Below are 24,584 nucleotides of genomic sequence, written 5' to 3'. Positions count from 1 at the left end.
CAACGGTCAGTTTTTCGGTATTCAGTTGTTGTGTTCAGTTCGGTAAATTGAAGTTGGTCAAAGTTGTTGGCGAAGATATTCCACAACATTTCCATTCGTATCATAGAAACAGATGTTTCCTACATTGAGGGGCAGGACAATGGCGAAAGGCTTGCCACTATCAATATCAATCACCTGAATGCCGTTGCCATCATCTACTTCAAGTCGAACAATATTTTGGGTATTCATTGAGATAAATGCCCTTTCGTTATTTCCCTCAACAACAAACTCTGCAATGTAATCATCAACCTCAACTATATCTCCACCACCACGGAAGAAATATCCAAAAGACAAGCCAGGGCGATTTACATAGACAGAAAAAGTGTGGTCTGTCTTGTCCTGTGGGTAAGAAATAAATGCAGCCATTGTGTCGGAAATGCTTCCATCAACAATCCAATCATCCAAAATTTTTTGAGATTGGCGAATGTCTGCTTCTAAACTGTTTGCGGTTTTACCAATGTCATTGTTTGCATAAAGGAAACCGAAAACCAACACACAAGCCAAAATAACACCCAAGAGGATTATGGGTAATTTCTTTTTCATAGAATCACACTCCTTTATCAAATTAAGATTCTTGATTTTCAAACTTGCTGGCGGCGAACGGTTTGTCAAAACCGTTTGCGGACGGCAAGTCCACAGGGGATAGCCGCTTTAGCGGCGCAAGGGGGTGTAGCCACCTTGGCGGAACGAAGTGACGCAACATTCTCGGTCATGCAGTTTTCTTCTGCTGACGGAGAATGAAGCTCCGCAGGACGCACTACTCTCGACAGAGAGTATAGAAGTGCGCCCTTTAGTTCCTAAAGGGGTTTGCTCCGGCTTAATTTCTCGACAAACTGCAATTAGTCATTTCAGTAAGTATTTTCCGAGTCCTATCTGAATCAAATATAGGACAAGGATATGTGCTGGATAAAAAACATAGAAGAAGTATTTTAGCTTCAGTTTACCACGCTTTCCGTTGTATAGCAGAATAAGCAAGCAGGCAAGAAGCGTACATAAAGGCGGTTGATTCCCCGTTGTCCCCATGTAAGCCAAAAGGAACAGCAACACTTGATAGATTCGGTGATTACGGCAAATATAAAATGCTGATATGAATAAGATCCCCTGCATACCGTAGTCACAATGGATTCCTTCCGCAATGCCGGAAAAAAGCACTACACTGAGAACTTGCAGGACTGCTGATTTTATTCTATCCACCGGTAGGTCTGATTTACACGAAAATCTTTCAAGGCATACCAACGTCAATAAGCCTAAAAACAAGGTGAAAAATACATTTTGATACTTCAAGTAAAACGGAAATGTATCTTCCATTCGTGAATACGCACTAAAGAAACCTATGTCAAATGGAACTTCCGAAATAAGGGCAAATGCAAGCATCAATCCAATATAGCGTTTTTTACTTCTTGTGTGTTGGAATCCTTCTGCCAGCAAAAAACAGAATAGCGGAAAAGCAATCGTCCCAATGCTTTGCAAATCAAACCGTATGAAATAATCTATCTCTCGGAATCTCTCCCACGACATTTGCCCGTTATCTGCCATAGCCCCCCAGTAGTTTGATAGCAGCCATTGCAGCACAATTTTACATAGATGGTCAATAAGCATTGTCAGTACAGCAATAACCTTTAGCGAATTTCCTGAGAGAAATTGAATGCGATTTATTTTCCTATCAAGGCTCATAAAGCAACCTCCTACCAACTTCCAATTCTACGATTTTTCGCATTCAAATTATACCATAAAACTCGTGAACAATTCTATCGCAACTTTGGAATATATGAGAAAAGTCCGAACAGTTTTCTGCCCGGACTTCCTCACTCAATCATAAATCAATTCTGCTTTCACAATCTCCTCTGCCTGTGCCTTGCAAGCGTTCATCTGCCGCACCCATTCCATTTGATTATCGGCTTTCAGTTGCTCAGTCACACCGTTTTGCTCTGCCAGTGACCGCACGATCAGCTCCATGCGGTTTCGTGCCGCTTCGTCAATCTCGGCACAATGTTCAAAGAGCTTGTCGGATAGCACCAGTTCATTGAACAGTATCGGGCGGTGCATTTCCAGATACGCCTTGCGAAGTCTGCCGTAGTGTCCGATGGGCTTGGTCTTGCGGATAACGATGTTCGGGATAAGATAATCGCCGTTCTGTGTGTAAGTGATATTCATGCTGATTGTACTCCTTTCATTGGCTCTCTCTGCGGTAAGCTGCTGACAGGGACGAACACGCCCTTTGCAATGTCCTCTGCACGAATGGCGGCTTTCTTGGCTTCGATTTCTGCCTTTTTCCGCTCCTTGATTTTATCCTCGTATCGCTTCTGCGCTCCGCTGGCTTTACGCTTCAAGTAGTTCTGATGAAGTCTGTCCTTGCGTTCCTCTCGCTTGCGGATTTCTTCTAATTCCTCCGGGGTCAGCTCCACTTCTCCAAACGCCGGGGGAACGAAACGCCCAACAAAATTGAAGTAAATCTCAACCTCCTGTGTGGTCTGTATACTGCCCTTGCGGTCACGCTCATGCACAAGGATTTTCTCGATAAACTCGTTGAGCATGGCAATGGTCAGCTTGTCGAAGTTCTCATATTTGTCAATCAGAGCGATAAAACGGTCAGCGTCCTTTTCGTGCTTCTCATAGCTCTTGACAGCCTTTTCCAGAACAGAGATTTCAGCGGTAAGCTCGGACTGTTCCTTTTCGTATTGAGCGTCCAGAGTGGCGTATCTGCTGTCGGACAGCTTGCCTAAAATGTTGTCCTCATAGATTTTGCAGAGCAGGACTTCCAGCTCGGAAACTCTCTGCTTTGCTGTGGCAAGGCGTGTGCGCTGTTTTCTGACCTCTGCCGTCTGCTGGCTGGACTGCGCTTCCTGCACCACACGGACAAACTCGGCTCGGTCATGCTTGGCATACTCGGCAATAGCTTTGAGCATTTCGGAAACAAGGGACAGTACCACATCTTCATTGATACGGTGCTGTGTCGTGCAGAGCTTTCCAACTGGGACTTTGCTGTATTGGGAGCAGGTGTATTGAGAAATGCGCTTGCCGTTATTGGTGCGGTGGACATACATCTTGCCGCCGCAATCGGCACAATAAAGCAAGCCTGTGAGGGGAGCTGCTTCGCCCCAGCCGTCCGGGTAGCGTCTGACATTCCCACGGATTTTCTGCACAAGGTCAAAGGTCTGCTGGTCAATAATAGCTTCGTGCGTATTCTCAAAAATCGTCCATTCGTCCTCCGGGACATAATGGCTTTTCTTGTCCTTGAAGTGCTTTCGGGTCTTGAAATTGATGGTGTGTCCCAGATATTCACGCTTTTCAAGAAGGTTGCAGATGGTGGAAGAACCCCAGCCGTACACATCTTTGAAAGTCTTATTCTTGTTCACGCCCTCGCCGTGCTGGGCAAGGTAAGCGGACGGAATGAGAATTTTTTCTTCTTTCAGCTTGCTGGCGATCTGATACGGACCGTAGCCCTCAATCGTCATGGCAAAGATGCGCTTGACCACATCAGCGGCTTCGGGGTCAACCAACCATTGGTCTCTGGCTTCGTTCCAGAGATAGCCGTAAATGACCGTGCCTGTGAGGTGCTTGCCGGACTTGCCTTTGGACTGGAAAGTGGAACGGATTTTACGGCTGGTGTCTCTGGCGTAGTATTCGTTCATAATGTTGCGGAAAGGGGTAAAATCATCGTCACCTCTGGCACTATCCACGCCGTCATTGATGGCGATAAGTCGCACGCCACGCTGACGCAGGATTTCCATAATCTGACCGACTTTCAGATAGTCACGACCCATGCGGCTCATGTCCTTGATACACAGATACTCCACATTTCCGGCTTCAACCTCTTTCATCATTGCCAGAAATCCGGGACGGTCAAAGCAAGTGCCGCTAATGCCATCGTCCGTGAAATGGACAATGTTCGTAAACCCCTGCCGTGCGGCGAACTCCTCCAACATTGCTTTTTGATTGGATATGGAGTTGCTCTCACGCTGTTGGTCATCATCTTTGCCAAAGTCATCACGGCTCAGTCGTTCGTACAGAGCTGTGATTTTCTCGTTTTTTCTCATAACTTGCGCTCCTTTCTTCGGTTTTAGGTTGTGTGTTCTAAGAGACTTCCCAACTGCTTGATTAAGAAGTCTTTTAGAGCATACAACACCAGCCGCCAGCTTGTATTTGCGGTATTGCTTGACCGCAAAGTGGTCAGGATCGCGGGCTTCAAGCTCATCGAACATGACATCCACAGGGTTCTTGAAGGTCTCATCGTCCTCTCTGGCTTCTGAGGCATTGATCATTTCGAGCAGGGTAGTAAAGTTTTTCTCGTGGTCGGGTGCCTCGTACCAGATGTAGCCGATGAGAGCTGTGTAGTAGAGCTTTTCCGCCTTTACCCAAAAATCTTCGCCGGACTTATCGCCATCTCCCTTCGTGTTGACGATGATCGTATTGACCAGCTTGAGGATGTCCTTCTCGCTGCGGATGTAGCTAAAAGGGTTGTAGTGCATGGATTTCCGGAAATTGATGGTGTTCAGCGACTTGATGACATAGCCGCCCTTTTCAAGCATTTTGCCGCACTCCACCAGCACCGTACCCTTCGGGTCAGTCACAACATAGCTGCTGTGCATCTGCATCAGGTTCGGCTTCACGAAAAAGCGTGTCTTACCTGAGCCGGAACCGCCGATGACAAGGATATTTTTGTTGCGGGCGTATTTCGGCTGCTTCGGGCGGCTGTTCATGGTCAGGAACTCCGTCTGTGTCAGAATGACGTTGTTGGAGAACTCCGGGTCCATGTACGGCTTGATGTCCTCCGGTTTGCCCCAGCGGGCAGATCCGTATTCTTCGCCCTGCCGGAACTTCTTGCGGTTTTTGCCCTTGACGTAGACCGCCAGCTTGAGCAACACGCCAGCCGACAGACCGATGAGCAGATCAACGGGATGAAAGCTGGGCAGCGGATTTGCGAAGGCAGTGCCGAACACGGCAAAGCCGTTTGTCAGCTTGTCGATGAACGCCGTGCCGGGTGCAAGTCGGAACACGGCGGCAATCTTATCCGCAAAGTAGAAGGCGAAGACATACGGAAGGTTCAGAAGAATGAGCTTCTTCACATCGGGTTTGTTCACAGCTCCACACCCCGATCCTTGGTCTTGACCTTGACTTTCTCCTTGTGCTGCGCCTTGCTCTGGGCTTTCTCCTGATCCAGCTTGTGCCGGATGGACGGCTGTTCCTTCTGCTTGACGGTTTTTGCGGAGAACTCCTTGAAGGCGGCGGTCATTACATCAACGTCCCGTCCCTTGAAGAAGACAAGATAGCTGGGCGGCTCAACAGAAACGTCCTTCTTGAGTGCAAAGTCCAGACCGTATTTGCTGGCAGTCCGCTCAAAGGACTTGATGTTGCCGTCCGTCACTTCGATGTTGGAGATGGCGGCGTTCTGACTCATCAGATGCTTGATGGACTGCTTGCCGCGATAGGTTTTTGGCTGCTGCATCTGCTTCTGCGCCTTCTCAATCTCCTGCACGAACTTGTCCAGTGCCTTTTTCAGCACCTCGGCTGAGATTTTGCCGCCCTTGATCATGATTGCAACAACTTTGGTGTTGACTTCATCCTGCATTGCAGTGATACCTCCTTTCCTTGAAATGATTGAGGGAATGCTGCCTCAGCTAAGGCGGCACAATCCGGCGACAGATGGTTTTCATTTACGCTGTCCTCCTTTCCGAGCATTGCTCACGATGGTATTCATTAAAGAGTGTCTTCACAAAGGCTATAATCGTAGGTCTTCGGCTTCTTTGACCCTGCCGATCTGTCCTGCCCGTAGAAATCATGATTGACGAGCGCGGAGTAGTAATTGTCTATCGTCAGAGAGGCGTTATACAGAGCGGTCAACAGGTACGCCCGGATATTACGGATGTCTGACGGGTTCTTGTTCATTGCTTCCAGAACGTACTCTATGTGGCTGCTATTCAGCTTGAGAAAGCGGGACTTAACCACTTGCTGCGGCATATCCTCGCCATTGATACGGATGGTCGGAGCGGTAGAGCAGACGGCATCCAGCATGATGTCCATGATCTCCCGGAAGCGGTCTTCATCGAACTTCGGATCCTGACAGAGAATGTCGTAATCAAGATTCTCTTTGATAATCTCTTCATACTCGCTTCGCTCATCCATCCTGTCCATCCCATCAAGATTGATGGATTGATAGTTCTTTGAGAGAGTATTTCTTTCTTGGGTAATTACTTGATCAGTATTTATTTGTGCGGACTTATCCCCGCGTGGATTATCCACATCTGGCTTCTCCACACATGGATTTTCCGTGTGTGGCTTTTCCCGTTCTGGTGTAGACTCCTGCGGCTCTTCGTATATCTCAAAGATTGTGTTGCTCATCCTGCCTTTACCGTCTCTCTGCCGGTGCCGGACAAGGTAGCCGTGCTTTTCAAGCTCACGGAGCGCGGAGAGAATGGCATCCGGACCTTCCTTGCAGATTGCAGAAAGTCCCTTGGTTGAGAACTTCCAGCCATCATTAAACGAGAGCATCTTTGAGAGTAGCCCGACTGCCTTGAGTGACAGGCTCTTGTCTCGGAGGTGGAAGTTCGCCATGACGGTATAGCCACGATTTTTGTTTACGCGATAGACTGCCACGAAAATCACCTTGCTATCTTGGGAAGCAGCTCTTCGCCGCACTTTTTCTGGAACTTCATTCGGATGACCTCCTTGCCCTTCGGCGTGAAGTAGGTCTGAGAACCGGTGTAGCAGTACGTCACAAAATCGCGGACGATGAACAGTCCGGCATTGCTGTCCTTGTTGTAGGGAAGAAGCTGCCCGGAAGGAGATCGGAACAGGTACTTTTCTTTGAGAAGGAACTGGACGAACTTGCGCTCTGGGATTTTCAGTTCCTTCGCCGTCGTTCGGATATTGGTGCAGTCATCCGGATTGATGAAGGCGTCGTAGTAATCGGCTTTGGGCTTTGCCGTGTTCAGCTCACACTCAAGAGCCTTCACGCGATTCTTTTCCAGAATCAACGCTTGAGCGAACTCTACAATGACCGCTGGTTCCTTCTGAATACGTTCCAGAAGGGAGTCCGTCATGTAGCCGCCGGTCTTGCGGATCATGGGGATGACATCATGTGTGATCCAGCGTTTGAAGGCTTTGGCTTCGGGCTTACGGCTGCTCAGAATAAGCGTGTAAAGTCCAGGTTCGTTCACCACCGTCATGTTGGGGTTGCCTCGTTTATTACCCTCATTTGAAATGAGGGTAATCATCTTCTCGTCCGCATCCAGCCGTGAAATGGCTTGTGACGAATTGCCGATCTCCAAAGCCCTGCACACGTCTACCGCCACAAACCACGGCTCGTTTTCGATCAGGGCTGTTCGGATTTCTCCAAACTGTTCATTCTTGAAGACTTCAATTTTGTTATTCATGACTGACTTCCTTTCCGGCAGCAGATGTGCCATTTTGATTTTTGAGAGTAGAAACGGGCTTGCAGCAGTAGGGACACTCTGCAAACACGCAGGACTGATATTTCCAGAAGGGACGATGAAATCGACAGCTTCGGCACTCAGGGAGAATGCCATCCGCGCCGCTGTCAAAATGCTCAAAGCCGGGTGTGGTCTGCATCAGCAATTCCAGTGCTTGCAGATCACCGGCTGTCATGCGTTTCATGCTTTAAAACTCCTTTCTTTCGCCGCATCGCCAGCAATATTGCGGCTTTTGGGCAACAAAAAAAGAGGGTTTGCTTCTTACTCCAAATTGGAGAAGAAACAAACCCTCTTCGTTTACGATGTAGTTCAGATGATTTCTCGGATGGTATGAATGACACCGAGCAGCAGCCCGATGAAGAAGGCGAGTCCTCCGATGAGACCGCCTATGATTAAGTTCAATGCGAAGATGCCGACTGAGCCGGAGATACCGTAGCCGCTGGGAACGAGCCAGAGGCACATCCTCCGGATGCCGAATGGCAAGCCGACGCAGATCCACATAAGGAAGTAGTCACATACGCCGTCAGGCATATAGATCGGCTTGAGAAATGACGCGAGGCAGAACGCAAGCGCGATTGGAAGCGCAACCTCCTTCAAGAAGACTTTGATAGCACCCACTATATCCTCCTTCTGCCGGAAGTGTGCAGCAGCACCCTCCGGCTTGCTTGATTATTGTGAAAGTCCTTTGTTTTCGGTCAAAAAAAGAAGGGACTAAGCCAGAATGCCTTGATTTTCAAGATCTTTCTGATTTAGTCCTATTATCGCACAATAATCCTTTACGATAACTGTCCCGACTTTTCCGGCTTCAATGTCCGCAAGCATGGCTTGAAAACCGGGTCTTTGAAAGTTCGCACCAGAATAACCGTCGTCCGTGTACCAGCGCAGATTGGAAAAGCCGTTCTGCTTTGCATAGGTTTCAAGGATACGCTTCTGATTGGAAATGGAATTGCTTTCGCCTTGCAGCTCGTCCTCATGGGATAGTCTTGGGTAAAGGGCGGTAATTGGTTGTTGGTTGGTCTGTCTTAACATAAAATCCTCCGTTTCCGACAGCCAGCCCCACTATTCCGTACCTTGATTGTACCACATGGGGCGGCTGTCTGTATAGCGGCAAAAGCGTCAAATCTGCTTCTTTATGGTCGGTCAAATCGCCGTTTTTTGTGTAGCAGCTTCCGCTTCCAGCACTTTCATCATCTTGTCGGCTGCGGTGTCGGTTGCGCCCTGCTTGAAGAAGCCGGAAACGGTAAGGACGGAGTTGCCCATGCGGATTTCCGTCACACAGTCCGGGCGGCGGTCTGTTTTGGTGGTGCTTGTCTGTTTCGTTTCTGTCATAGGCTCTCCTTTCGCTGCTTCATCAGTTGCTTTAAGCGTTCCAGCTTTTCCTGTGCGGTTTCCTTTCGGAAGTTGCTGCCCGTGAAGCGGACGGGGGCGCACATGGAAGTCAGCCTGTCATAGATACGGGCGTGGGGCGTGTCCTGCGGGTGCTGCAATTCCTCCAGCGTGAGGTTGGTCGTGGCGATCAGCGGCTTGCCGCTTCGGTAACGGCTGTCAATCACGCTGTAAACCTGTTCCAGCCCGTATTCTGTTCCTCGCTCCATACCGAAATCATCAAGTATCAGCAGAGGGTAGCTGCAAAGGCGGGAAATATATTCGTTCCTGCCCTCAAAGCTGGCGGCAAGGTCACCCAGTATCGTTGCAAAGTTTGTCATGCAGACGGCAACCTCTTTTTCCATAAGGGCGTTGGCGATACAGGCGGCAAGGTAGCTTTTTCCCGTCCCCACGCCGCCCCAAAACAGGTAGCCGATATTTTCAGCCTGCATGGTTTCCCAGCTCTCCACATAAAAGCGGGCGGTTTCGGTCTGCGGGTTTCTGCCGTTGTCATGCTCAAATGTCCAGTTCCGCATAGCAGGGTCGGTAAAGCCCCGGCGTTTCAAGTCCTCCACTTTTTCAAGGTGCTTCTGTCGGCTTTCGGCGGCTTGCTGCTTTTCACGGGCTGCCCGCTGGCAGTCGCACTCTGCCGGGTGGCGGTCACGCCCGAAACAAGTCTTTCCCTCTGCAAAATAGGCTTCTTTGGGCGTATGGCACTTACCGCAGTATAAAAGCCCGTCCTCGCCTGTGTAGTCCTCCGCTTCGGCGGTAGTGGCTGTAATGTCCGTAATCATAGCTTCAATTCCGTTTTTCATAAGCTCTCGCCCTCCTTGCATGAATAATCGGGTATGCCCTGTTTCGGGGCAGCCTTGCCTTTGGCAGCGTCCTCCTGCGCCCACTTGTAAATGGTGGCTGCATGGCTGTGGTACTGTTTCCCGGTGGAAGCGATATGGCAGGAAAGCCGGTCAATATAATACTCCCACTTGTCGGGCAACTCTGTTTTTAGCCCGGAAAGCTCTGTATCGGTCAGTATCACATTGTTGTATCTGCCATAAGCGGCGGGGGCGGGGTGTCCCGTTTCTCCCTCTCTCTCTTTTTCTATCTCTATCTCTTTCTCTAACTCTATCTCTATCTCTGGTGGACGAATGTCGGACAAATGTCCGCCTTTTGTCCGGGGCGGTAAAAGTGCCTTGTTTTCCAGTCTTGCAGCCCGTTTCCGCTCGGCTTCGGTAGAGGACTGTCCTATCATCAGCTCAATGTCGGTCATATAGAAAGCCCCGCTGTCAAGCTGCTCCACAAGCCCCAACTGCCGGAAAATCTCTAAAGCCCTCTCAACCGTCCCTATCTGGTGGCGGGTCAGTGTCGCTATCATCTGCGCTGTGTAGGGGATATGCTCGTCAAGCTGCAATTTCCCGCCGTTTTTCAGCGATTTTAAGTACAGCTTCAAGAGGATATTGGAGTATAAAATCCCGTCTTTCATATCTTCCAGCAGCACAATGGAGTCGCTGTCAAAAAAGTTCTCTTTCAGCTTGAGGTAGTAATACTTGCGGTTATCTGCCATTGTCCCTGTCCTCCTTTTTCCGGCGTTTGGAGTAGTAGTGGGGGCAGAGTATGATAACCGCCCGGAAGCTCTGCTTGCAGCTATGGGTACAGCCCCGGCAGAGGTCATTGTATGTGATACGATCGCAGGTGGAATTCCCGACTTTCACTTGCCGCAGGAAAAAAGACCATTCCAGCCGCCGTTTCTTGCTCATTCTTGGCATGGGTGCGCTCCTTTCTGCCGTTTCCGCTGGTGTGGCGGTATCGGCGGTAATTCTGTATCATCTCGGTATCATTTTCGGGTTTTTTCTGCCCTATAAGCCCGTTAAAAAATCCTTTGGTATTTGCGGATAGGGTACGGGGCAGCCCCCTTGTTCTGTATAGGTTCGGGTACATTTTGGGGCGGTTTTTATCGTTCCTGTTCCTGCCTTTTCACAGGCTTGCGCTCCCGGTGTAAAATCTGGTCGATATTGCCCTTGACAGTCTGTAAGCGGCGGTATTCCTCCCGTTTTGCCCGGTAATCGTTGTAGCCGCTGTTTTTCTCTTGGATAAGGGTTTCAATCTCTGCTTGCAGGGCTTTATAGCTCGGCAGCTTGGAAATGCCGTTTTCCCTGAAATAGCGGGCGGCTGCGTCTGCTATGATAAAGTCGCTTTCGTACTTCTGACGGTAGGCTGCTTTTGCTTTGGCGTTTTTCTGCTGTTTCAGCCCGTCCCGGACAGGGCGGGTCTTGGAATAGGCAAGCACCTGCCGTTGCAGCTCCTTTTTCCCGTTCAGCGTCTTTTCCATCTGCTTCAGCTCTGTAAGGCTTTCCCGCATGGCGGTATAGGCGGCAGAACAGGCTTCGTCCAGTTCCTCCGGGGAAGAAAAGCCGTACTGCTGATAGGCGGTAACGGTAGCTGCCATTTGCTTTAGGTTGTGCTTTGCCGCCCAGCGGTCATAGCCCACGCCCTTGCCCTCGGCTCGCTTGGCTTCCCGGTCAACCATGCGCTGCAAGGTGTTGTCTGCCGGGGTGGTTTTTGTGGTTTTTTCCCCTTGTGACAGCTTTTTAACCGCGGCAGGGTATTCGAGTATGGCTTTGCTCTGTTCGGCGGCTCTGTGGGCGTTCTGCGTAAGCAGGACAAGGACAGCAGCCTTGTCAAAATCGTCCCCCAGCTTCCGGGCTGTGATAGGCTTTGTCCTGTCCGGCGTGAGGTAGGAAAGCCGCCCCCGGCTCTCCTTGACGGTCACACCCTCCCGCAGCAAAAGGGAAGAAAATTCGTCAAAGCTGCCAGCTTGGGAAAGTGCCTGCCGTATCGTCCGGCGCAGCTTCGCCTTGTCCGTTTCAAACTTGGTGGGCTTGGTCGGCTGTCCTGCGGCTTCTCTGACAGCGTTCTCTTTATCAAGGGCAAGCTGTCCTTTCTTTGCCGCCCAGTATTCCCGTTCGGTTATCCGTTCCTTGCTGCCGCTTAGGAGGTCGATTTGGTAAAGCCCCTCCCGGTGGCACATCTCCATGACTTCACTCTTGAAATATTCCATAGCGGCGTTGGTGCAGCGGTGCTTGCAGCCCTCCCGTGTGTCGGCTGGTCTGTCCATGTAGGGCAGAAGCGGGACTTCATAAATCCGCAGGGAGTTGATGACGATATGCACATGGATATTGCCGCTGTGGTTATGCCCGTCCGGGTGGGTGCAGACTAAGGCTTGGTGTCCGGGGAAATGCTCTTTACAGAACTGCTCGCCCAGCTCCTGCGCCCGGTCTACGGTCAAGCCGTTGTCTGTCCCGTCCCGTGGGTCAAAGCTGATGATATAGTGGTGGCTTTTCACATCTTCCCGTTTTTGGTTTTTCTCATAGCGGAGATTAGCCCGCATACAGGCAACAGCGAAATCCTCGCCCCCACAGTTGAGGGAAGAAATGCGGTAATCCTCCCTCGGTATCAGCCGCCCGTTTTCATCAAGGGTGGGCTTCATGGTAAACTCGTCATGCTCAAATGTGAGATAGGCTTCCGCTGCGCCATAGTCCGCATTTTTAGAGCTGATATGTTTGAATGTTGCCAACAGCGTCACCCACTTTCTGCAAGACTTCAAACTTTAGGGCAGCAAGGTCGGAAACCGCCGCCCGTACCTCCCCGGCAAGCTGCGGGTAGGGGCTGTGCCACTCGTTCAGCGTCCGGGCTATCTGGTTTAAGTTGCCGCCGATCCTGCCGTATTCGGCGGTCAGCTTCCCGACAGCGGCAAGCAACTCGTCATTGACGGGGGAAACGGTTATGATGGGGCGTATGGCTGCCCCGGTTATGGCTTGCCGGATAAACTCGGCTTGGCTCATGTTGTAAGCAGAAAGCCTTTCCGCAAACTCGGCGTATTCTTCCTCGGTCATGCGTGTCTTGACTACCCGGCTGCGGTGCGGCGTGTTATATCGTTTTCGCATGGTAAAACCTCCTTCGGCTGTGCGTGGTGTCCTCTCACTAATAGGAGAAAAACAGGGTGTAAAGCGGAACTGTTTTTGAAAAATCCGAAAAATTATTTTGAGGGATTTTCCAGCGGCGTAAGCCGCATAAGCAGGGTTTGGGGAAGGCACTCCCCAACAAGATTCCCGCAGGGGCAAAATGAGCGATAAGCGAATTTTGGTACTGCGGTAGAATCTTGCTCTGAAAAACTCCGGCGTTCCCCGGCTTCCGTACTTTCCGCTAACAAGACGTTTCAAAAGGGCTTTGCTACCCGCTATTCCGGCATATCTTGAAAATTTTCCTTTCACTACCTACAACACCACGCAAAGCAAAATGGACGGAGATTTTTAGAATTTCCCCTTATTCCCTACAACACCACGCAAGCCGAAAAAGGCGGACAATGGCAGTATTTTTTTCTTTGATACCCTCCACGGATAAGTAAGGGATTTTGCCAACTGCGGCGGCAATTTTCCCTTTTGTTTTTTCATACTGGGGATTTTCAAAAATGCCAAACAGGAACGAAAAAAAGCAGCAAATCTGTTGAATAGATTTACTGCTTTCTGGTTGCCGGCGAAGCGGCGGTTATTCAGTTGTAGGCGGTAGGGCTATCTCCCAAAGCGGAACTTGAAAATAGCTGTGAGAAGCGTCTGGGTGATGTAGTCCTCTGTATCTTGGTCTACCCGTCCATTCACACGGGCGGCACATTGTATGCGGCGGCGGTAATACTGCAATACAGTTCCCACCGCTTCCGGCTCCCCGCTGGTGGCTTGGACGATTGTTTCATAGGGGAGAAGCCTATTATTTCTCATATGCCATTCCCTCCATTTCCGCTTGGAGCTGCCGTAGGACTTTTCGGATATGGTAGCCCGCTGTGCTGCGGCTGCGCCCGTACTGTCTGCCAATTTCGTGCTGTGGAATACGCTTGAAAAAGGACAGGTAAATCATTTCCCGCTCGTCAGTAAACTTAACTATGCCATATCAATCCCGCTTCTTTCCCGCCACCGGCACTAAGAACAGCGCGGGCAACAGCAGGAAAGCGGTACAGACCAGCCCCCAGGGTATGGACACCTGCTGGGCTACCAGCCCCACAATAGGCCCGCCGATGATCTGCCCGAAAGAGTCCAGCTGTCCGCTGGTGGAAAAGAGTGTGGCGCGCATTTTCTCATCCACCTGGTCGTTCATCCAGGCGGCCAGCACAGGCTCCTTGATGGTGCGCATAAGCCCCGCCAGCAGGAACATCAACAACATGAACCAAAAGCTCCGCCCCACCGCGAAGAGAACCAGGCACAGGATATACCCGGCGCTGGTGGACATGACCACACTGGTTCGGCTGACAGTCCCTTTTTTCTCCATGCGGGCGATGAGCAACTGAGAAGCCAGAATACCTAAGCCGCTGCCGATAAGACTGATAACACCGAACCAAGTGACGCTGTTCAGCGGCCCGATAACGGGTATTACCGTGTCATCCAGAAAATGAGCGGTGGAGAGCCGGTCAAAGCCTTCACTGGCAAGTCCCCCGCATAGTGTGATTGCTAAGAGCGCCAGCAACACAGGTGCGCCTTTCACAAAGCCCAGGTTGAGCTTGAACAGGCAGACAAAGTCTTTAAGCAAGCCCTGCCGTTCCTCAATAGCAGGGGAGAAGTTGGTTTCTGGCATGATGCGAACCATCACCAGCCCCAACAACAAGCACAAACTGCCCCCCAAGATGACAGGCATTTGCAGGTTTATGTTTCCCAGCAGTGTGCCCAGCACCACGCCCAGAACGCCGCCGATTTGCCCCATTTGACTGCCCCGCATGAACACCTTGTCTATGGGTTTGTCCTCTTCCTCCGAGGCAATCCACGCCTCCAGAGCGCCGGTGATGAAGGTATCACCGCAACCCCAGACAACCTGGCCAGCAGAACCGTCGCGAACCACGGTAGCGCACCCTCCATCAGAAAGCCCAGGCCGTAGAGGAACATTCCAATCAGCACCGAGCGCCGACGGCTATACAAATCCGCCACCACACCGGTGGGCATCTCGAACAGAAAGCAGGAGGTCTCCTGAACCGTCCCTACCAGGACAAGCTGGAAAGCATCCAGCTGCACCACCTCCATGTGGTACACGATGGAAAGCACTGTGGACATAGAAACCGCCAGGGAACAGACAAATCGGAACAGCAGGTAGACAGAATATGCCTTTGAATTTTTAGCAAACATGAAGTTACATTCTCCTTTCAAATCTCATTTTATATGACTTTTGCAAGCTGTTAAGCTAACTTGTGGAACATATGCCGAACCTTATCTATACGGCTATTCGGGCGGCGGGGCTGGATGACCGGCTGACCGACAGCGGCCTGATATCCTTTCAGCTCTGTAAGGCATACGCTCCGCCCGTTGGTGTAAAAGGCCAGATCAGTACGGTATGCCTGTATACAGCGGGCGGGAATCTCGCCAGTAAAGACAACTTCATCCTTTTTTACCTGGGCCGTTTCGATGGTGGCACAGTATTTCGGTGCATCATGATAAGCCTGGAAAGGTATTCCTGGGGCGCATAGAGGATGAAGGAGAGATAAGGTTCCAGCAGCTGCGTCCCCGATTCCTTCAATGCCTGTTCCAATACAATCGGGGCCAATGAGCGGAAGTCCGCCGGCGTGCTGACCGGACTGTAATAAAGCCCGTATTCAAAGCAAATCTTACAGTCCGTTACGTTCCAGCCGAACAAGCCCTGCTCCAGCCCGTAACGGATACCATCCCTGACAGCGTTTTGAAAACTCTGGTTCAAGTATCCCAGCGAAACCCGGCTCTCGTATTGTACACCGGAGCCAAGCGAGAGTGGTGTAACAGACAGTCCTATGGATGCCCAAAACGGGTTGGGCGGCACCTCGATATGGATGGTGTGGCTGGCTGCTTTGAGCGGCCGCTCCATATAAATGACGGAGGGTTCCTTTACCACTGTTTCAAGCTTGTATTTTTCCGACAGCAAAGCGGAAACAACCTCCAACTGCACCCGGCCCAAAAAAGAAAGAATGATCTCATGGGTGATGGAATCCACTTCGCAACGCAAAAGCGGGTCAGTATCCGCAAGTTGCGTAAGAGCGTCCAGCAGCCGTTCTCTTTGCGCTGCCGTTTTCGGCGCAATCGTCGTCCGCAGCATGGGGAGGGGGTCCTCGCGCCACCTTTTACGAGGGAGCCGGGTTTGGTCCCCTAATACATCGTTTAACCTCACGCTGTCGCTGGGAAGGATAACAATTTCACCCTGATAAGCGGTGTCTGTCCGAACAATTTCCCCTTTGGATGGAATACGCATCTCTGTGATTTTCAGCTTTTCTCTCCCGGCCAGGGCCACCGTATCCCGCAGGCACAGCGTTCCGCTGTATAGCCGTAGATAGACACGCCGCTGGCCGCAATCTGTATACTCCACCTTGAAAACGCTGCCGCATAGGGCGGCGCTCCCCTGTTCCCCAATCGGTTGGAACAGCCCTGTCACCGCATCCATCAACGGTTGAATGCCAAGGCCCTTTTTGGCGCTGCCATAATAGACCGGGAACAGGGAGGCGTCTTGAACCCGCCGCTGTTCCTCCCGCACAAGTTTTTCCCGGCTGATTGGTTCTCCTGCGATATACTTTTCCAATAATTTATCGTTATTTTCGATGACCGCATCCCATGCTTCTATGTCGGTATTTTCCTCCAGGACTATTTCCGGGGACAGCGACACCGTCTGCTTGATGATAATATCGGCGGAGAGCTTATCCCGAACAGACTGAACCACGCTCTGCAAATCAACGCCAGCCTGGTCGATCTTGTTGATAAAGATAACGGTGGGAATGTTCATTTTCCGCAGGGCATGGAACAGAATACGGGTCTGGGCCTGCACGCCATCTTTAGCGGAGATCACCAAGATGGCCCCATCTAAAACAGCCAAAGAGCGGTACACCTCCGCCAAAAAATCCATGTGGCCGGGCGTATCCACAATGTTGACTTTACATCTGTGCCACTGGAAGGAAGTGACTGCCGCTTGAATGGTAATCCCACGCTGCCGCTCCAAAAACATGGTGTCCGTCCTCGTTGTCCCTTTATCCACGTTTCCCTGTTCCGCAATCGCTCCACTGGTGTATAGCAGACTTTCCGTCAATGTTGTTTTTCCTGCGTCTACGTGGCAAGAATGCCAATATTGATTATTTTCATGTGATTGTCCTCCTTTTACAGCCCGAAAGGGCACAAAAATCCCCAGCAGTAAAATACTTTTACCACTGGGGATTCTAATTTGCGGACATACACATATACAGCATACACCTATTTGTGACTGCTGTTTTTTTGGATATGTCAAAATTGATAAGGCAAAAGTATTCTTAAATTGGGTACAAAAAATCAAGCCCCCACAAAAGGAACTATCATAATCCTTTGTTCCCACTATTTGATTATAGTTTTATTTAAGAATACCTTGCCGCATATTTTTTACTCCTTTTCTGGAATGAAGCTATTATATCACATCAGTTTTAGGAAAACAAGTATCTAAAAGAAATTTTTCTTCCCCTTATATGTAACAATCATACCGGCTTCCTAACGTTCAGAATGGTTTCTACTGTCTGCTGCGGTGTTTGGTTGGAATTGTCCAGCCAAAAGCCGATCCGTGGTGTTGTCTGCATTTTACTAAATACAAATTCAATGTATACAGAAAGAAATATATAAGGAGTGGGAGGGATTCCGCCGTAGTCGGCATTGTAGGAAAATCCAAAAGTTTAGATTTTCTCAAAATGCTTATCTTTTGGTCTTTGGTTCGGAATAGTGTAGTGCTGGCGGTCTATCTATTGTTTTCGGTTGCTTGCTTCTTTACCGTACATGAGCATTTGCGCCGGGGTTATCGTTGCCGTAGCCCTCAAGCAGATTGATTGCACCCCAGATGCCAAGACCTGCGCCCAGAGCGATAACGAGAGTCTGAAGAACGGTTACTGCGCTATTGAAAAATGCCATAATATTTTCCTCCTAAAATTTGAAATTGTTTTGAGAATAGAAAAAGCCCTCCGTACTACCGGCATCAAAACCGGACGGAAGGCTTAGTTTACGAGAATCTTTTCAAGGAACTCCTCGACGGTTATCACGCCAAGTTTCTGTTCCATTCTGCTTCTTGCATATTCAGTTTCACAATCATATATATCACCACCACCTTTCATAAGAAACAGCCAATACATTGACTGCAACAAATCTTCACGAGAAGCACAGATTGTCGGTGAAAAAACGACAGGTGAAACCTTCAGAACCTCTGCGAGTTTCGCTGTGGTTTCTGCATTAGGGGTTCGAGCGTTTTTCTCATACTGAGCAATACGGACATCCGCTGTTTTCTCGGAATACCCCATCAGGAGTCCAAGCTCTTTCTGGGTAAGGCGGCGAAATCGTCTAACGAACTTCAATCGCTGCCCAATAGAGGTATCCGTGATCCACCAAGTCATTTTTTTTACACCTCGCTTTCTGCAAATTCTCGATATACAACCTCATTTTTTGCTCTGCGCTTGCCTACGGCTTCACTGGGAGCAAGGTCAGGGTAGGTTGCCTGCACTTTCTGTCTGCTTCTGCGGACAGTTTCAAACCCCGGAAAGCTGCGTCTATCCAGTTCCTTCAAAAACACAGGAACCGTCATGGCATGAATGTCGATGCCACGCAGACCGGAATAGTGTTCCAGTACCATCAGGTACAAATGATTGTCGGTATTTCTTGCCTTGTGGTCGTGTTCCAAGATGTTCTTAACCAGGGCAGATACCGTTTTCAGATTTTCCAAACAGAAACCTCCTTAATCCGCATCGACTACCACAAACTCATCACCTGCCTTGAGCTTCAACCTTCGACTCAGAAACTGCTCAATGTTGAACTCATTTCTCTTATCAAAGTCTGATGTGTACTTATAATTGGGGTGCTGCGTCAGATCGTACTTGTCAGAAAGAAACGGTCTGACACCACGCAACTGCAAAATACACTTGCTGCCATCCAGAACCGCAAGCTCATCTACGCTCGCAAGGTCTTTGCCTAACTTCTGATAATTCAAGCCGTAAGACGGGCTGTTACCTCTGGTGTTGGAGGTGTTGTAGGTGTCGATAGTTTCTTTTCCCAATGCCTGATTCAGTTCTTTGAGCGTGGTTGGCTCAGAACCACCCAGGAAAATTCGGGAATCCATGTTGCCGATGATGGTATCGGCATTGTCTTTATAAATGGCTTTCAGCTGTGATTGTGCCTGGAGAACAAGGCAAGCCGATATTTCACGGCTTCGGATTGTCGCTACCAGTTTTTCCAGATTGGGAATCTGACCGATGTTTGCCATCTCATCAATCAAGCAGCGCACATGAACCGGCAGTCTGCCGCCGTACACATCATCTGCTTTCTCGCACAACAAGTTGAACAGCTGTGTGTAAATCATGGAGATCAAAAAATTAAACGTCGCATCCGTATCTGACATAATCAGAAAGAGCGCCGTTTTCTTATCTCCGAGAGTATCCAACTGCAACTCGTCATAGGCAGTCACATCTCTGACCTCCTGAATATCAAAAGGAGCCAGACGAGCGCCGCAGGAAATCAAAATCGACTTAGCGGTCTTGCCAGAGACAAATTGTCAAGGACTTTTTAATCAAATTCACAAAAAAGGTGCCAGAAGCACCGTATGGCTCCTGACACCTCGTTTGACAGATTACATTTTTCCGTTCAGCAGGTCTTTGCAGAGATACGCATAGTCTGGCAGCTGGTTGATATATGGCTCCCAGCGCCGCTTGATTTCCGCCAATTCCAGCGGATCGGCTTTCTCCAGTGCATGATCGTTGCCTGTCATATATAAAACATCCGTAGCAACATCATCCAAACACCTGCCGCAGAGATCAGCAGCTGATTCTATCCTAATGCCAGTATCCACATAAAGCGGATTGACGCCAATCGCCAGCCAGACATAGCCTACCTTGTCCGACCAGAGCAGTTCAAAATCAGGGCTTTGCCGCAGATGTTCCGCAAAGACCTCCTTTACTCGTTCAATTTCATGCTTCTCTTTTTCTGTGTAAAGCATTTTCGTGTCCTCCTTGACAAAAATTTTGGTGCGTACCATTATCAGTTTAGCACAAGGCGGCTTCGTTTATCAGTCTGTCACATCTGCTGAATTTCATTTTTGAGCATACGCTTGATTTTATCGCTCATGGTTTCTGTGCTGGTCTGGCTGAAATGGACATGAACCTTGTAGGTTGTCTTGCCGATTTTCTTTACCATCGCTGGCGTGTTTTCCGGCGCTCTGGACGCAGTAACGGCGTCTGCCACCTGCATAGTATGGGGTTCTTTGTTCATGGCGCTCCTTTCTCCAAACGGGTCTGTGCCGCCGGTAAAAAATCAGTCTTGCTTACTGCTTACAATGTCTTTTGCTGTCTGTCGGGTAGCACCGACATTTTCTTCCCGGAAATTCTTCCCGTCAAAGAGGATCGGCGCACACCGTTCCAAAATACGGTCATAGATACGGGCGTGGGCCAGGTCAGGCGGGTTTTTGAGTTCGGCCAGCTTCAGGTTGGTGGTGATGATCATGGGCCTGCGGCTGCGGTAGCGGCTGTCAATGACGAAAAACATCTGCTCCATAGCATATTCGGTACTGCGCTCTACTCCCAGATCGTCAATGATAAGCAGGTCATACTCGTCAAAGCTGGCAATAAACTCCGACCTGTCTTCGGAGAACATCCCGGTCAGGCGGTTCAGGATGGTGGGAAAGTTCGTCATCAGCACCGGCACATCCCGGTCAAGCAAAGCATTGGCAATACATCCGGCGAAAAAAGACTTGCCGGTTCCCACATCTCCAAATAGCAAAAGCCCGATATTGCTCTTATATGCCTCTTTCCAGTTCTCCACATAGGCGTGAGCCTTGTCCATCAATGGGTTTTGCCCGTTATCATTGGAAAATGTGTAGTCATACAGATAACGGTCTTGCAAGCCCTGTGCCTTTCGGCGTTTGATACGCTCCATGCGGCGCTGCCGTTCTTCAGCAGCCTTGCGCTGCTCCTCAGCCTCCTGCTGGCACTGGCAGATGCAGCGCGGCATAAAGTAGCCGGATTTCCCAAAGCATGGCACAACGGTCTGCCTCTGGCCGCCGCACTTCTTACAGTGAATGAGGCCGTCTGCCGGGTCTATGTACTCGTCCCCGGCCAGTTCCACACCGGCGGCTGCCTTGTCGATCAGCGCCCGGATTTCTGCGGTAATCTCAATCATACGGTTTCATCCTCCTTTACGCTGTAATCCCGGTTGCGAGAGGGCGGGGCTGCTTTCTTCGCGTCCTCACCGGCCCAGCGCCGGATGGTCGCTGCATGGCTCTGATAACGCTTGCCGGTAGAAGCCATGTACTCGGACAGCTTTTCGATGTACTGGCCCCATACAGTGGGAAAACTGGCCTGCAAGTCTGCCAGTTCCTCGTCCGTCAGGAAAACATTCTGGTAACGGCCATAGGCGCGGGCGGAGCGTCCCTTCTCTATCTCTCTCTTTATCTCTATCTCTTTCTCTAACTCTATCTCTATCTCTGGTGGACGAATGTCGGACAAATGTCCGCCGTTTGTCCGGGGCGCAGAAAGAGCCTTATTTTGAAGCCTTGCAGCCCGCTTTCGCTCGGCCTCGGTAGAGGACTGGCCGATTAAAAGTTCGATGTTGCTCATGTAGAATGTGCCGCTGTCCAGCACTTCCACAAGACCCAGCTTCAAAAAGATCTGCAAGGCTCTCTCCACAGTGCCGATCTGCTGGCGGGTAATGGTGGCGATCATCTGCGCCGTGTAAGGAATGTCCTCGTCAAGTTGAAGCCGTCCGCCATGTTTCAGCGATTTCAGATACAGCTTGAGCAGAATGTTGGAATATAGCACACCATCCTGCGTACTTTCCAGCAGCACGATGGAATCATCGTCAAAATAGTTTTCTTTGAGTTTCAGGTAATAATATTTTCGGTTGTCTGACATAGGGTTCCTCCTTGGGGTTTCTCTTGGGATTCTGTACGCATTTTAAGACCGTTTTAGGGGTCGGAGGATAAATCTATCAGCCTGCCTTTGATACCCTCGAAAAAACCCTTGATTTACAAGGTTTTTCAGCCCCTAAAGCGTGACATTTCTCCCGTTGTTTCCGCTTGCGCTTTGCGGCGTTGATCCGCTTCATGCGTGCGGCACATTCCGGGCAGTATTTGGCCCGGTTGGAACCGGGGGTAAACAGCGCCCCGCATACGGCGCATTTCTTCGCATTCAGCCGGTGGAACAGCGCCGTTTCCAGTTCCTTATCCTGCGGTAATACTGCCGCCCGAAACCACCTGCACAACAGGGAGTAGGAAATAGACTGGACACAGACACATTCCTCCCCATCGTCCAGGGCGATACAATTTCCGTCGATGTAGTTGCAGCACTCATGCACCAGCCTCCGCGCTCTGCGGTACTGGCGGTAATCCATGACGGGGATAGGTTCAGTCTTGTCGTTCTTCATAAATGATTTCTTTCACAAAGCAGGTAACCTCCCTGAATGAATTTATTGTTAAATATTCGTGCAAAGTATTGTTTTCTTCGTGCAAGTGGCATATACTATAATTGCCAGCAGAAAGGGGTTGATCGTATGGCTGGAAATACCACAAACATCAGTATCCGCATGGACGCAGATTTGAAAGCGCAAGCGGACGCACTGTTTACTGAACTTGGCATGAACCTGACTACGGCGTTTAACATCTTTGTGCGCCAGTCGCTTCGTGAAGGCGGCATTCCCTTTGAAGTAAGGCTGGAACAGCCGAACAAAGAAACGGTTGCTGCCATGCTGGAAGCGGAAAGGATTGCAAAAGACCCGTCTGTAAAGGGCTACAATGACCTTGACGAGTTATTTGCTGACCTGAAAAGATGAAAGAAACCAAATATACCGTCAAGTACACGACCAGTTTCAAAAAAGACTACAAACGAGCCATCAAGCGTGGCTTGAAGATCGAACTGCTGGAGCAGGTCGTAGCATTGCTGGCAATGGGCGAACCGCTGCCGGATAAGAACCGCGACCATGACCTGTCCGGCGATTGGGCAGGCCATCGGGAATGTCATATTCTCCCGGACTGGCTGCTTGTCTATCGCATAGAGGATGATGTTCTGGTGCTGACGCTGGCCCGCACCGGCACACACAGCGACTTGTTCGGCAAATAAACAGTCTGCCGCCGTATGGGGAAACCTGTACGGCGGTTTTTCTGTATGCAAAGGTATGTCGTGAAACGCGACGCACTTGACAGGGGTACGCCAAAACGCGGTAGCCTTTACCGCTCCGGCCCACGGTCGTGAGACTTGTCCCGTTCCTGTCTGGACAGCTGCTCGGCGGTTTTGCGGAGCCGTTCCACTGCTTTCAAATCCTCCCGCATGGCTTTCATGGCAAGCGTGTCCGTCTGCTTTCCAGCGGCCAGCTGGTCAATTTCCAGCTGCCATGCCTTTGGGGTGATTGCCTCGCCGCTGTCTTTCAGTTCTTTCAGATACCGGGCCGCTGCGTCATACAGAATCAGTTCCCGGCTGTGGCGCTGTTCAAACTGTTCCCGTTTTTCCGGCTTTACTTTGGCAAGCTGCTTGTGGATGGACTTGTACTGGTTGTACTGTTCCCACATCTCCCCGCGCTCGGTAAGGGTAGTGATCCGGCGCTCGGCCTTGACGATCTTTCCGCGCAGGTCATAGTAACGGCTGTTCATATCAGCGATTTTTTCATGAAGCTGCTGCATAGACTGGATGCCGTTTGCCTGCAAAAAGCTGAATAGTGCAGCGCTTTCCTGCAAAGCCCGGATTTTGCCGGTACGGGTGTGGGGAGCGTTCAACTGCTGCTGAGCCTCCCACAAAGCTGTCAAGCTGCTTTGCTGTGTTTGTGGTTTTTCCGTTTCGGCTTTCGACCAGCGATAAAGACGGGTAATGCGGGCTTTGATTTCTTTCAGCAGCTTGTTGTCGGCGGCGATCTGCCGGTTGACTTCTCCCTTGTCGGTGCGGATACCACGCTTCTCCATCTGGCTGGCCGCTGGCCCCAGGTGGACAGAGGGGATTTTATCAATTCCCTGTCGCTTGTAGCTGCGGTGGTCTACCAGGGCGGGCTGACCGGCGGCCTCCAATGCACGGTTGGTATAAGCCGCCCATGCCGCCCGCCAAATCTCCACATTTTCTTTATCGTTCCAGTCGGTCGTATCCTCTCTGTGATTTTTCCAACCGCCTTTCCCATCCGGGATACGCTGTCCATTCTCGTCCAGATCGTATGCCTTGTGGCACTTTGCGCCCCACTGTCCATTTTCTTTCAAAGGCCGGAGCGTCAGCATGATATGGACATGAGGGTTGCCGGTTCCCTTGTCATGGATAGCAAAGTCGGCGCACATTCCTTTGTCTACAAAGTTGTCCTTCACATAGGCACGCACAAGGGCAAGCTGCTGTTCGCCGGACAGTTCACGGGGCAGGGCTGCTTCAATCTCGCGGGCAAGCTGGCTGTCCCTTGCTTTCTCGATTTGCTCCACGCTGTTCCAGAGGATAGAACGGTCTGCAAATGACCGCGGGGCGTGGTCAGGCAGCATGATCTCCGCATGGACAATGCCGCCTTTCCGGGTGTAGTCATGGGTCATTCCATCCCATTCATTTGTCAGCTTGGTTCCGCTGCGGTAAGCAGCTGCGGCAACGGCAGAACGGCCCGCGCTGCGCTTGATGATACTGACGGGGATATGACAGAAATCTATGGGGAACACCTCCTTTCAGTGAGGGGATAACAGGCTCTGTGGAGCCGGACAAACGCAAAGCGGGTGTCTGGCTGCGCAGAGCGCACAAGGGGTTTGGGGAGCGTAGCTTCCCAT

At 50.5% G+C, this 24,584-nt stretch carries 27 protein-coding genes and 6 pseudogenes; 2 read left to right on the top strand and 31 right to left on the bottom strand.

The window, feature by feature from the left end:
- Nucleotides 1-57 precede the first annotated feature (57 nt).
- The 30 genes and pseudogenes from DXB00_RS01850 to DXB00_RS01700 form a co-directional block, all read right to left on the bottom strand.
- Nucleotides 58-582 carry a hypothetical protein gene (locus DXB00_RS01850; protein WP_015516227.1) on the bottom strand — a complete coding sequence of 175 codons (525 nt, stop codon included), beginning with the start codon at nt 580-582 and terminating at the stop codon, nt 58-60.
- Between the two features lie 300 nt (nt 583-882).
- Nucleotides 883-1,713 carry a TraX family protein gene (locus DXB00_RS01845; RefSeq protein ID WP_025483373.1) on the bottom strand — a complete coding sequence of 277 codons (831 nt, stop codon included), beginning with the start codon at nt 1,711-1,713 and terminating at the stop codon, nt 883-885.
- A gap of 135 nt (nt 1,714-1,848) precedes the next feature.
- Nucleotides 1,849-2,193, bottom strand: coding sequence for a TnpV protein (locus DXB00_RS01840; protein WP_033119194.1), 345 nt, complete (start codon nt 2,191-2,193; stop codon nt 1,849-1,851).
- Nucleotides 2,190-4,076, bottom strand: coding sequence for a DUF4368 domain-containing protein (locus DXB00_RS18075; RefSeq protein ID WP_442861357.1), 1,887 nt, complete (start codon nt 4,074-4,076; stop codon nt 2,190-2,192). Before DXB00_RS18075 ends, DXB00_RS01840 begins: the two co-directional genes overlap by 4 nt.
- Before the next feature lie 60 nt (nt 4,077-4,136).
- Nucleotides 4,137-5,120: pseudogene (locus tag DXB00_RS18070) on the bottom strand (type IV secretory system conjugative DNA transfer family protein); the annotation flags it as partial.
- The gene (locus DXB00_RS01830) at nt 5,117-5,608 is read right to left on the bottom strand and encodes a PcfB family protein (protein ID WP_005934796.1); all 492 of its coding nucleotides are present in this window, start codon (nt 5,606-5,608) and stop codon (nt 5,117-5,119) included. The pseudogene DXB00_RS18070 and the gene DXB00_RS01830, both read right to left, overlap by 4 nt.
- A gap of 128 nt (nt 5,609-5,736) precedes the next feature.
- Nucleotides 5,737-6,642, bottom strand: a complete 906-nt coding sequence (locus tag DXB00_RS01825; protein ID WP_119214476.1) for a DUF6017 domain-containing protein — start codon at nt 6,640-6,642, stop codon at nt 5,737-5,739.
- Complete coding sequence (locus DXB00_RS01820) at nt 6,639-7,412, bottom strand: BRO family protein (RefSeq protein ID WP_119214434.1); 774 nt, start codon at nt 7,410-7,412, stop codon at nt 6,639-6,641. Before DXB00_RS01820 ends, DXB00_RS01825 begins: the two co-directional genes overlap by 4 nt.
- Nucleotides 7,405-7,653: a hypothetical protein gene (locus DXB00_RS01815; protein WP_119214433.1), complete on the bottom strand. Its 249-nt coding sequence runs from the start codon at nt 7,651-7,653 to the stop codon at nt 7,405-7,407. The genes DXB00_RS01820 and DXB00_RS01815 overlap by 8 nt, the downstream gene beginning before the upstream one ends.
- Before the next feature lie 125 nt (nt 7,654-7,778).
- Nucleotides 7,779-8,087, bottom strand: a complete 309-nt coding sequence (locus DXB00_RS01810; protein ID WP_119214432.1) for a DUF6050 family protein — start codon at nt 8,085-8,087, stop codon at nt 7,779-7,781.
- Nucleotides 8,088-8,240: 153 nt separating this feature from the next.
- A pseudogene (locus tag DXB00_RS01805) lies at nt 8,241-8,498 on the bottom strand (recombinase family protein); the annotation flags it as partial.
- 111 nt (nt 8,499-8,609) lie between these two features.
- A complete protein-coding gene (locus DXB00_RS01800) occupies nt 8,610-8,798 on the bottom strand; it encodes a transposon-encoded TnpW family protein (RefSeq protein WP_002569233.1) in 189 nt (62 codons plus the stop codon).
- Nucleotides 8,795-9,649, bottom strand: a complete 855-nt coding sequence (locus DXB00_RS01795) for an ATP-binding protein (RefSeq protein ID WP_002569234.1) — start codon at nt 9,647-9,649, stop codon at nt 8,795-8,797. Before DXB00_RS01795 ends, DXB00_RS01800 begins: the two co-directional genes overlap by 4 nt.
- Nucleotides 9,646-10,395 (bottom strand): phage replisome organizer N-terminal domain-containing protein, encoded by a 750-nt coding sequence (locus DXB00_RS01790; protein WP_002569235.1) that lies wholly within the window; start codon nt 10,393-10,395, stop codon nt 9,646-9,648. The genes DXB00_RS01795 and DXB00_RS01790 overlap by 4 nt, the downstream gene beginning before the upstream one ends.
- Entirely contained in the window at nt 10,385-10,597 is a 213-nt protein-coding gene (locus DXB00_RS01785; RefSeq protein WP_002569236.1) for a hypothetical protein, read from the bottom strand. The genes DXB00_RS01790 and DXB00_RS01785 overlap by 11 nt, the downstream gene beginning before the upstream one ends.
- Nucleotides 10,598-10,782: 185 nt before the next feature.
- Nucleotides 10,783-12,405: a relaxase/mobilization nuclease domain-containing protein gene (locus tag DXB00_RS01775; protein ID WP_002569237.1), complete on the bottom strand. Its 1,623-nt coding sequence runs from the start codon at nt 12,403-12,405 to the stop codon at nt 10,783-10,785.
- Nucleotides 12,377-12,775: a plasmid mobilization protein gene (locus tag DXB00_RS01770; RefSeq protein WP_002569238.1), complete on the bottom strand. Its 399-nt coding sequence runs from the start codon at nt 12,773-12,775 to the stop codon at nt 12,377-12,379. Before DXB00_RS01770 ends, DXB00_RS01775 begins: the two co-directional genes overlap by 29 nt.
- Before the next feature lie 624 nt (nt 12,776-13,399).
- On the bottom strand, nt 13,400-13,603 hold the full coding sequence (locus tag DXB00_RS01765) for a helix-turn-helix domain-containing protein (protein WP_003505336.1): 204 nt from the start codon (nt 13,601-13,603) through the stop codon (nt 13,400-13,402).
- Nucleotides 13,593-13,739 (bottom strand): hypothetical protein, encoded by a 147-nt coding sequence (locus DXB00_RS01760; protein ID WP_434059933.1) that lies wholly within the window; start codon nt 13,737-13,739, stop codon nt 13,593-13,595. Before DXB00_RS01760 ends, DXB00_RS01765 begins: the two co-directional genes overlap by 11 nt.
- Before the next feature lie 33 nt (nt 13,740-13,772).
- Nucleotides 13,773-14,992: pseudogene (gene tet(40) / locus DXB00_RS01755) on the bottom strand (tetracycline efflux MFS transporter Tet(40)).
- Nucleotides 14,993-15,042: 50 nt separating this feature from the next.
- Nucleotides 15,043-16,960 (bottom strand): annotated as a pseudogene (gene tet(W) / locus DXB00_RS01750) (tetracycline resistance ribosomal protection protein Tet(W)).
- A gap of 657 nt (nt 16,961-17,617) precedes the next feature.
- A pseudogene (locus tag DXB00_RS01740) lies at nt 17,618-17,746 on the bottom strand (Maff2 family mobile element protein); the annotation flags it as partial.
- A gap of 83 nt (nt 17,747-17,829) precedes the next feature.
- Nucleotides 17,830-18,222, bottom strand: a complete 393-nt coding sequence (locus DXB00_RS01735; protein WP_002304334.1) for a helix-turn-helix domain-containing protein — start codon at nt 18,220-18,222, stop codon at nt 17,830-17,832.
- A 5-nt stretch (nt 18,223-18,227) separates the two neighbouring features.
- Nucleotides 18,228-18,548 carry a hypothetical protein gene (locus DXB00_RS01730; protein WP_002304332.1) on the bottom strand — a complete coding sequence of 107 codons (321 nt, stop codon included), beginning with the start codon at nt 18,546-18,548 and terminating at the stop codon, nt 18,228-18,230.
- Nucleotides 18,549-18,560: 12 nt separating this feature from the next.
- Nucleotides 18,561-19,373 (bottom strand): annotated as a pseudogene (locus DXB00_RS01725) (VirD4-like conjugal transfer protein, CD1115 family); the annotation flags it as partial.
- Between the two features lie 75 nt (nt 19,374-19,448).
- A complete protein-coding gene (locus DXB00_RS01720; protein WP_050004289.1) occupies nt 19,449-19,814 on the bottom strand; it encodes a hypothetical protein in 366 nt (121 codons plus the stop codon).
- Between the two features lie 77 nt (nt 19,815-19,891).
- A complete protein-coding gene (locus tag DXB00_RS01715) occupies nt 19,892-20,065 on the bottom strand; it encodes a transposon-encoded TnpW family protein (RefSeq protein ID WP_425463782.1) in 174 nt (57 codons plus the stop codon).
- A gap of 63 nt (nt 20,066-20,128) precedes the next feature.
- A complete protein-coding gene (locus DXB00_RS01710) occupies nt 20,129-20,992 on the bottom strand; it encodes an ATP-binding protein (RefSeq protein WP_119214430.1) in 864 nt (287 codons plus the stop codon).
- The gene (locus DXB00_RS01705) at nt 20,989-21,723 is read right to left on the bottom strand and encodes a phage replisome organizer N-terminal domain-containing protein (RefSeq protein ID WP_119214429.1); all 735 of its coding nucleotides are present in this window, start codon (nt 21,721-21,723) and stop codon (nt 20,989-20,991) included. Before DXB00_RS01705 ends, DXB00_RS01710 begins: the two co-directional genes overlap by 4 nt.
- A gap of 76 nt (nt 21,724-21,799) precedes the next feature.
- Nucleotides 21,800-22,234: a cysteine-rich VLP domain-containing protein gene (locus DXB00_RS01700; RefSeq protein WP_118615971.1), complete on the bottom strand. Its 435-nt coding sequence runs from the start codon at nt 22,232-22,234 to the stop codon at nt 21,800-21,802.
- Nucleotides 22,235-22,360: 126 nt separating this feature from the next.
- On the opposite strand from DXB00_RS01700, the gene DXB00_RS01695 reads away from it, so the two are divergent.
- Nucleotides 22,361-22,639, top strand: coding sequence for a type II toxin-antitoxin system RelB/DinJ family antitoxin (locus tag DXB00_RS01695; RefSeq protein WP_005924829.1), 279 nt, complete (start codon nt 22,361-22,363; stop codon nt 22,637-22,639).
- Nucleotides 22,636-22,926 (top strand): type II toxin-antitoxin system YafQ family toxin, encoded by a 291-nt coding sequence (locus DXB00_RS01690; protein ID WP_002596328.1) that lies wholly within the window; start codon nt 22,636-22,638, stop codon nt 22,924-22,926. The genes DXB00_RS01695 and DXB00_RS01690 overlap by 4 nt, the downstream gene beginning before the upstream one ends.
- A gap of 107 nt (nt 22,927-23,033) precedes the next feature.
- Here the strand turns inward: DXB00_RS01690 and mobQ are convergent, their stop codons facing one another.
- Nucleotides 23,034-24,479, bottom strand: a complete 1,446-nt coding sequence (gene mobQ, locus DXB00_RS01685) for a MobQ family relaxase (protein ID WP_119214428.1) — start codon at nt 24,477-24,479, stop codon at nt 23,034-23,036.
- Nucleotides 24,480-24,584: the final 105 nt, after the last annotated feature.

This window comes from Butyricicoccus sp. OF10-2, from assembly GCF_003481925.1.
Taxonomy (GTDB): Bacteria; Bacillota; Clostridia; order Oscillospirales; family Butyricicoccaceae; genus Agathobaculum; species Agathobaculum butyriciproducens.
This window is presented reverse-complemented; position numbering and strand designations above follow the sequence as displayed.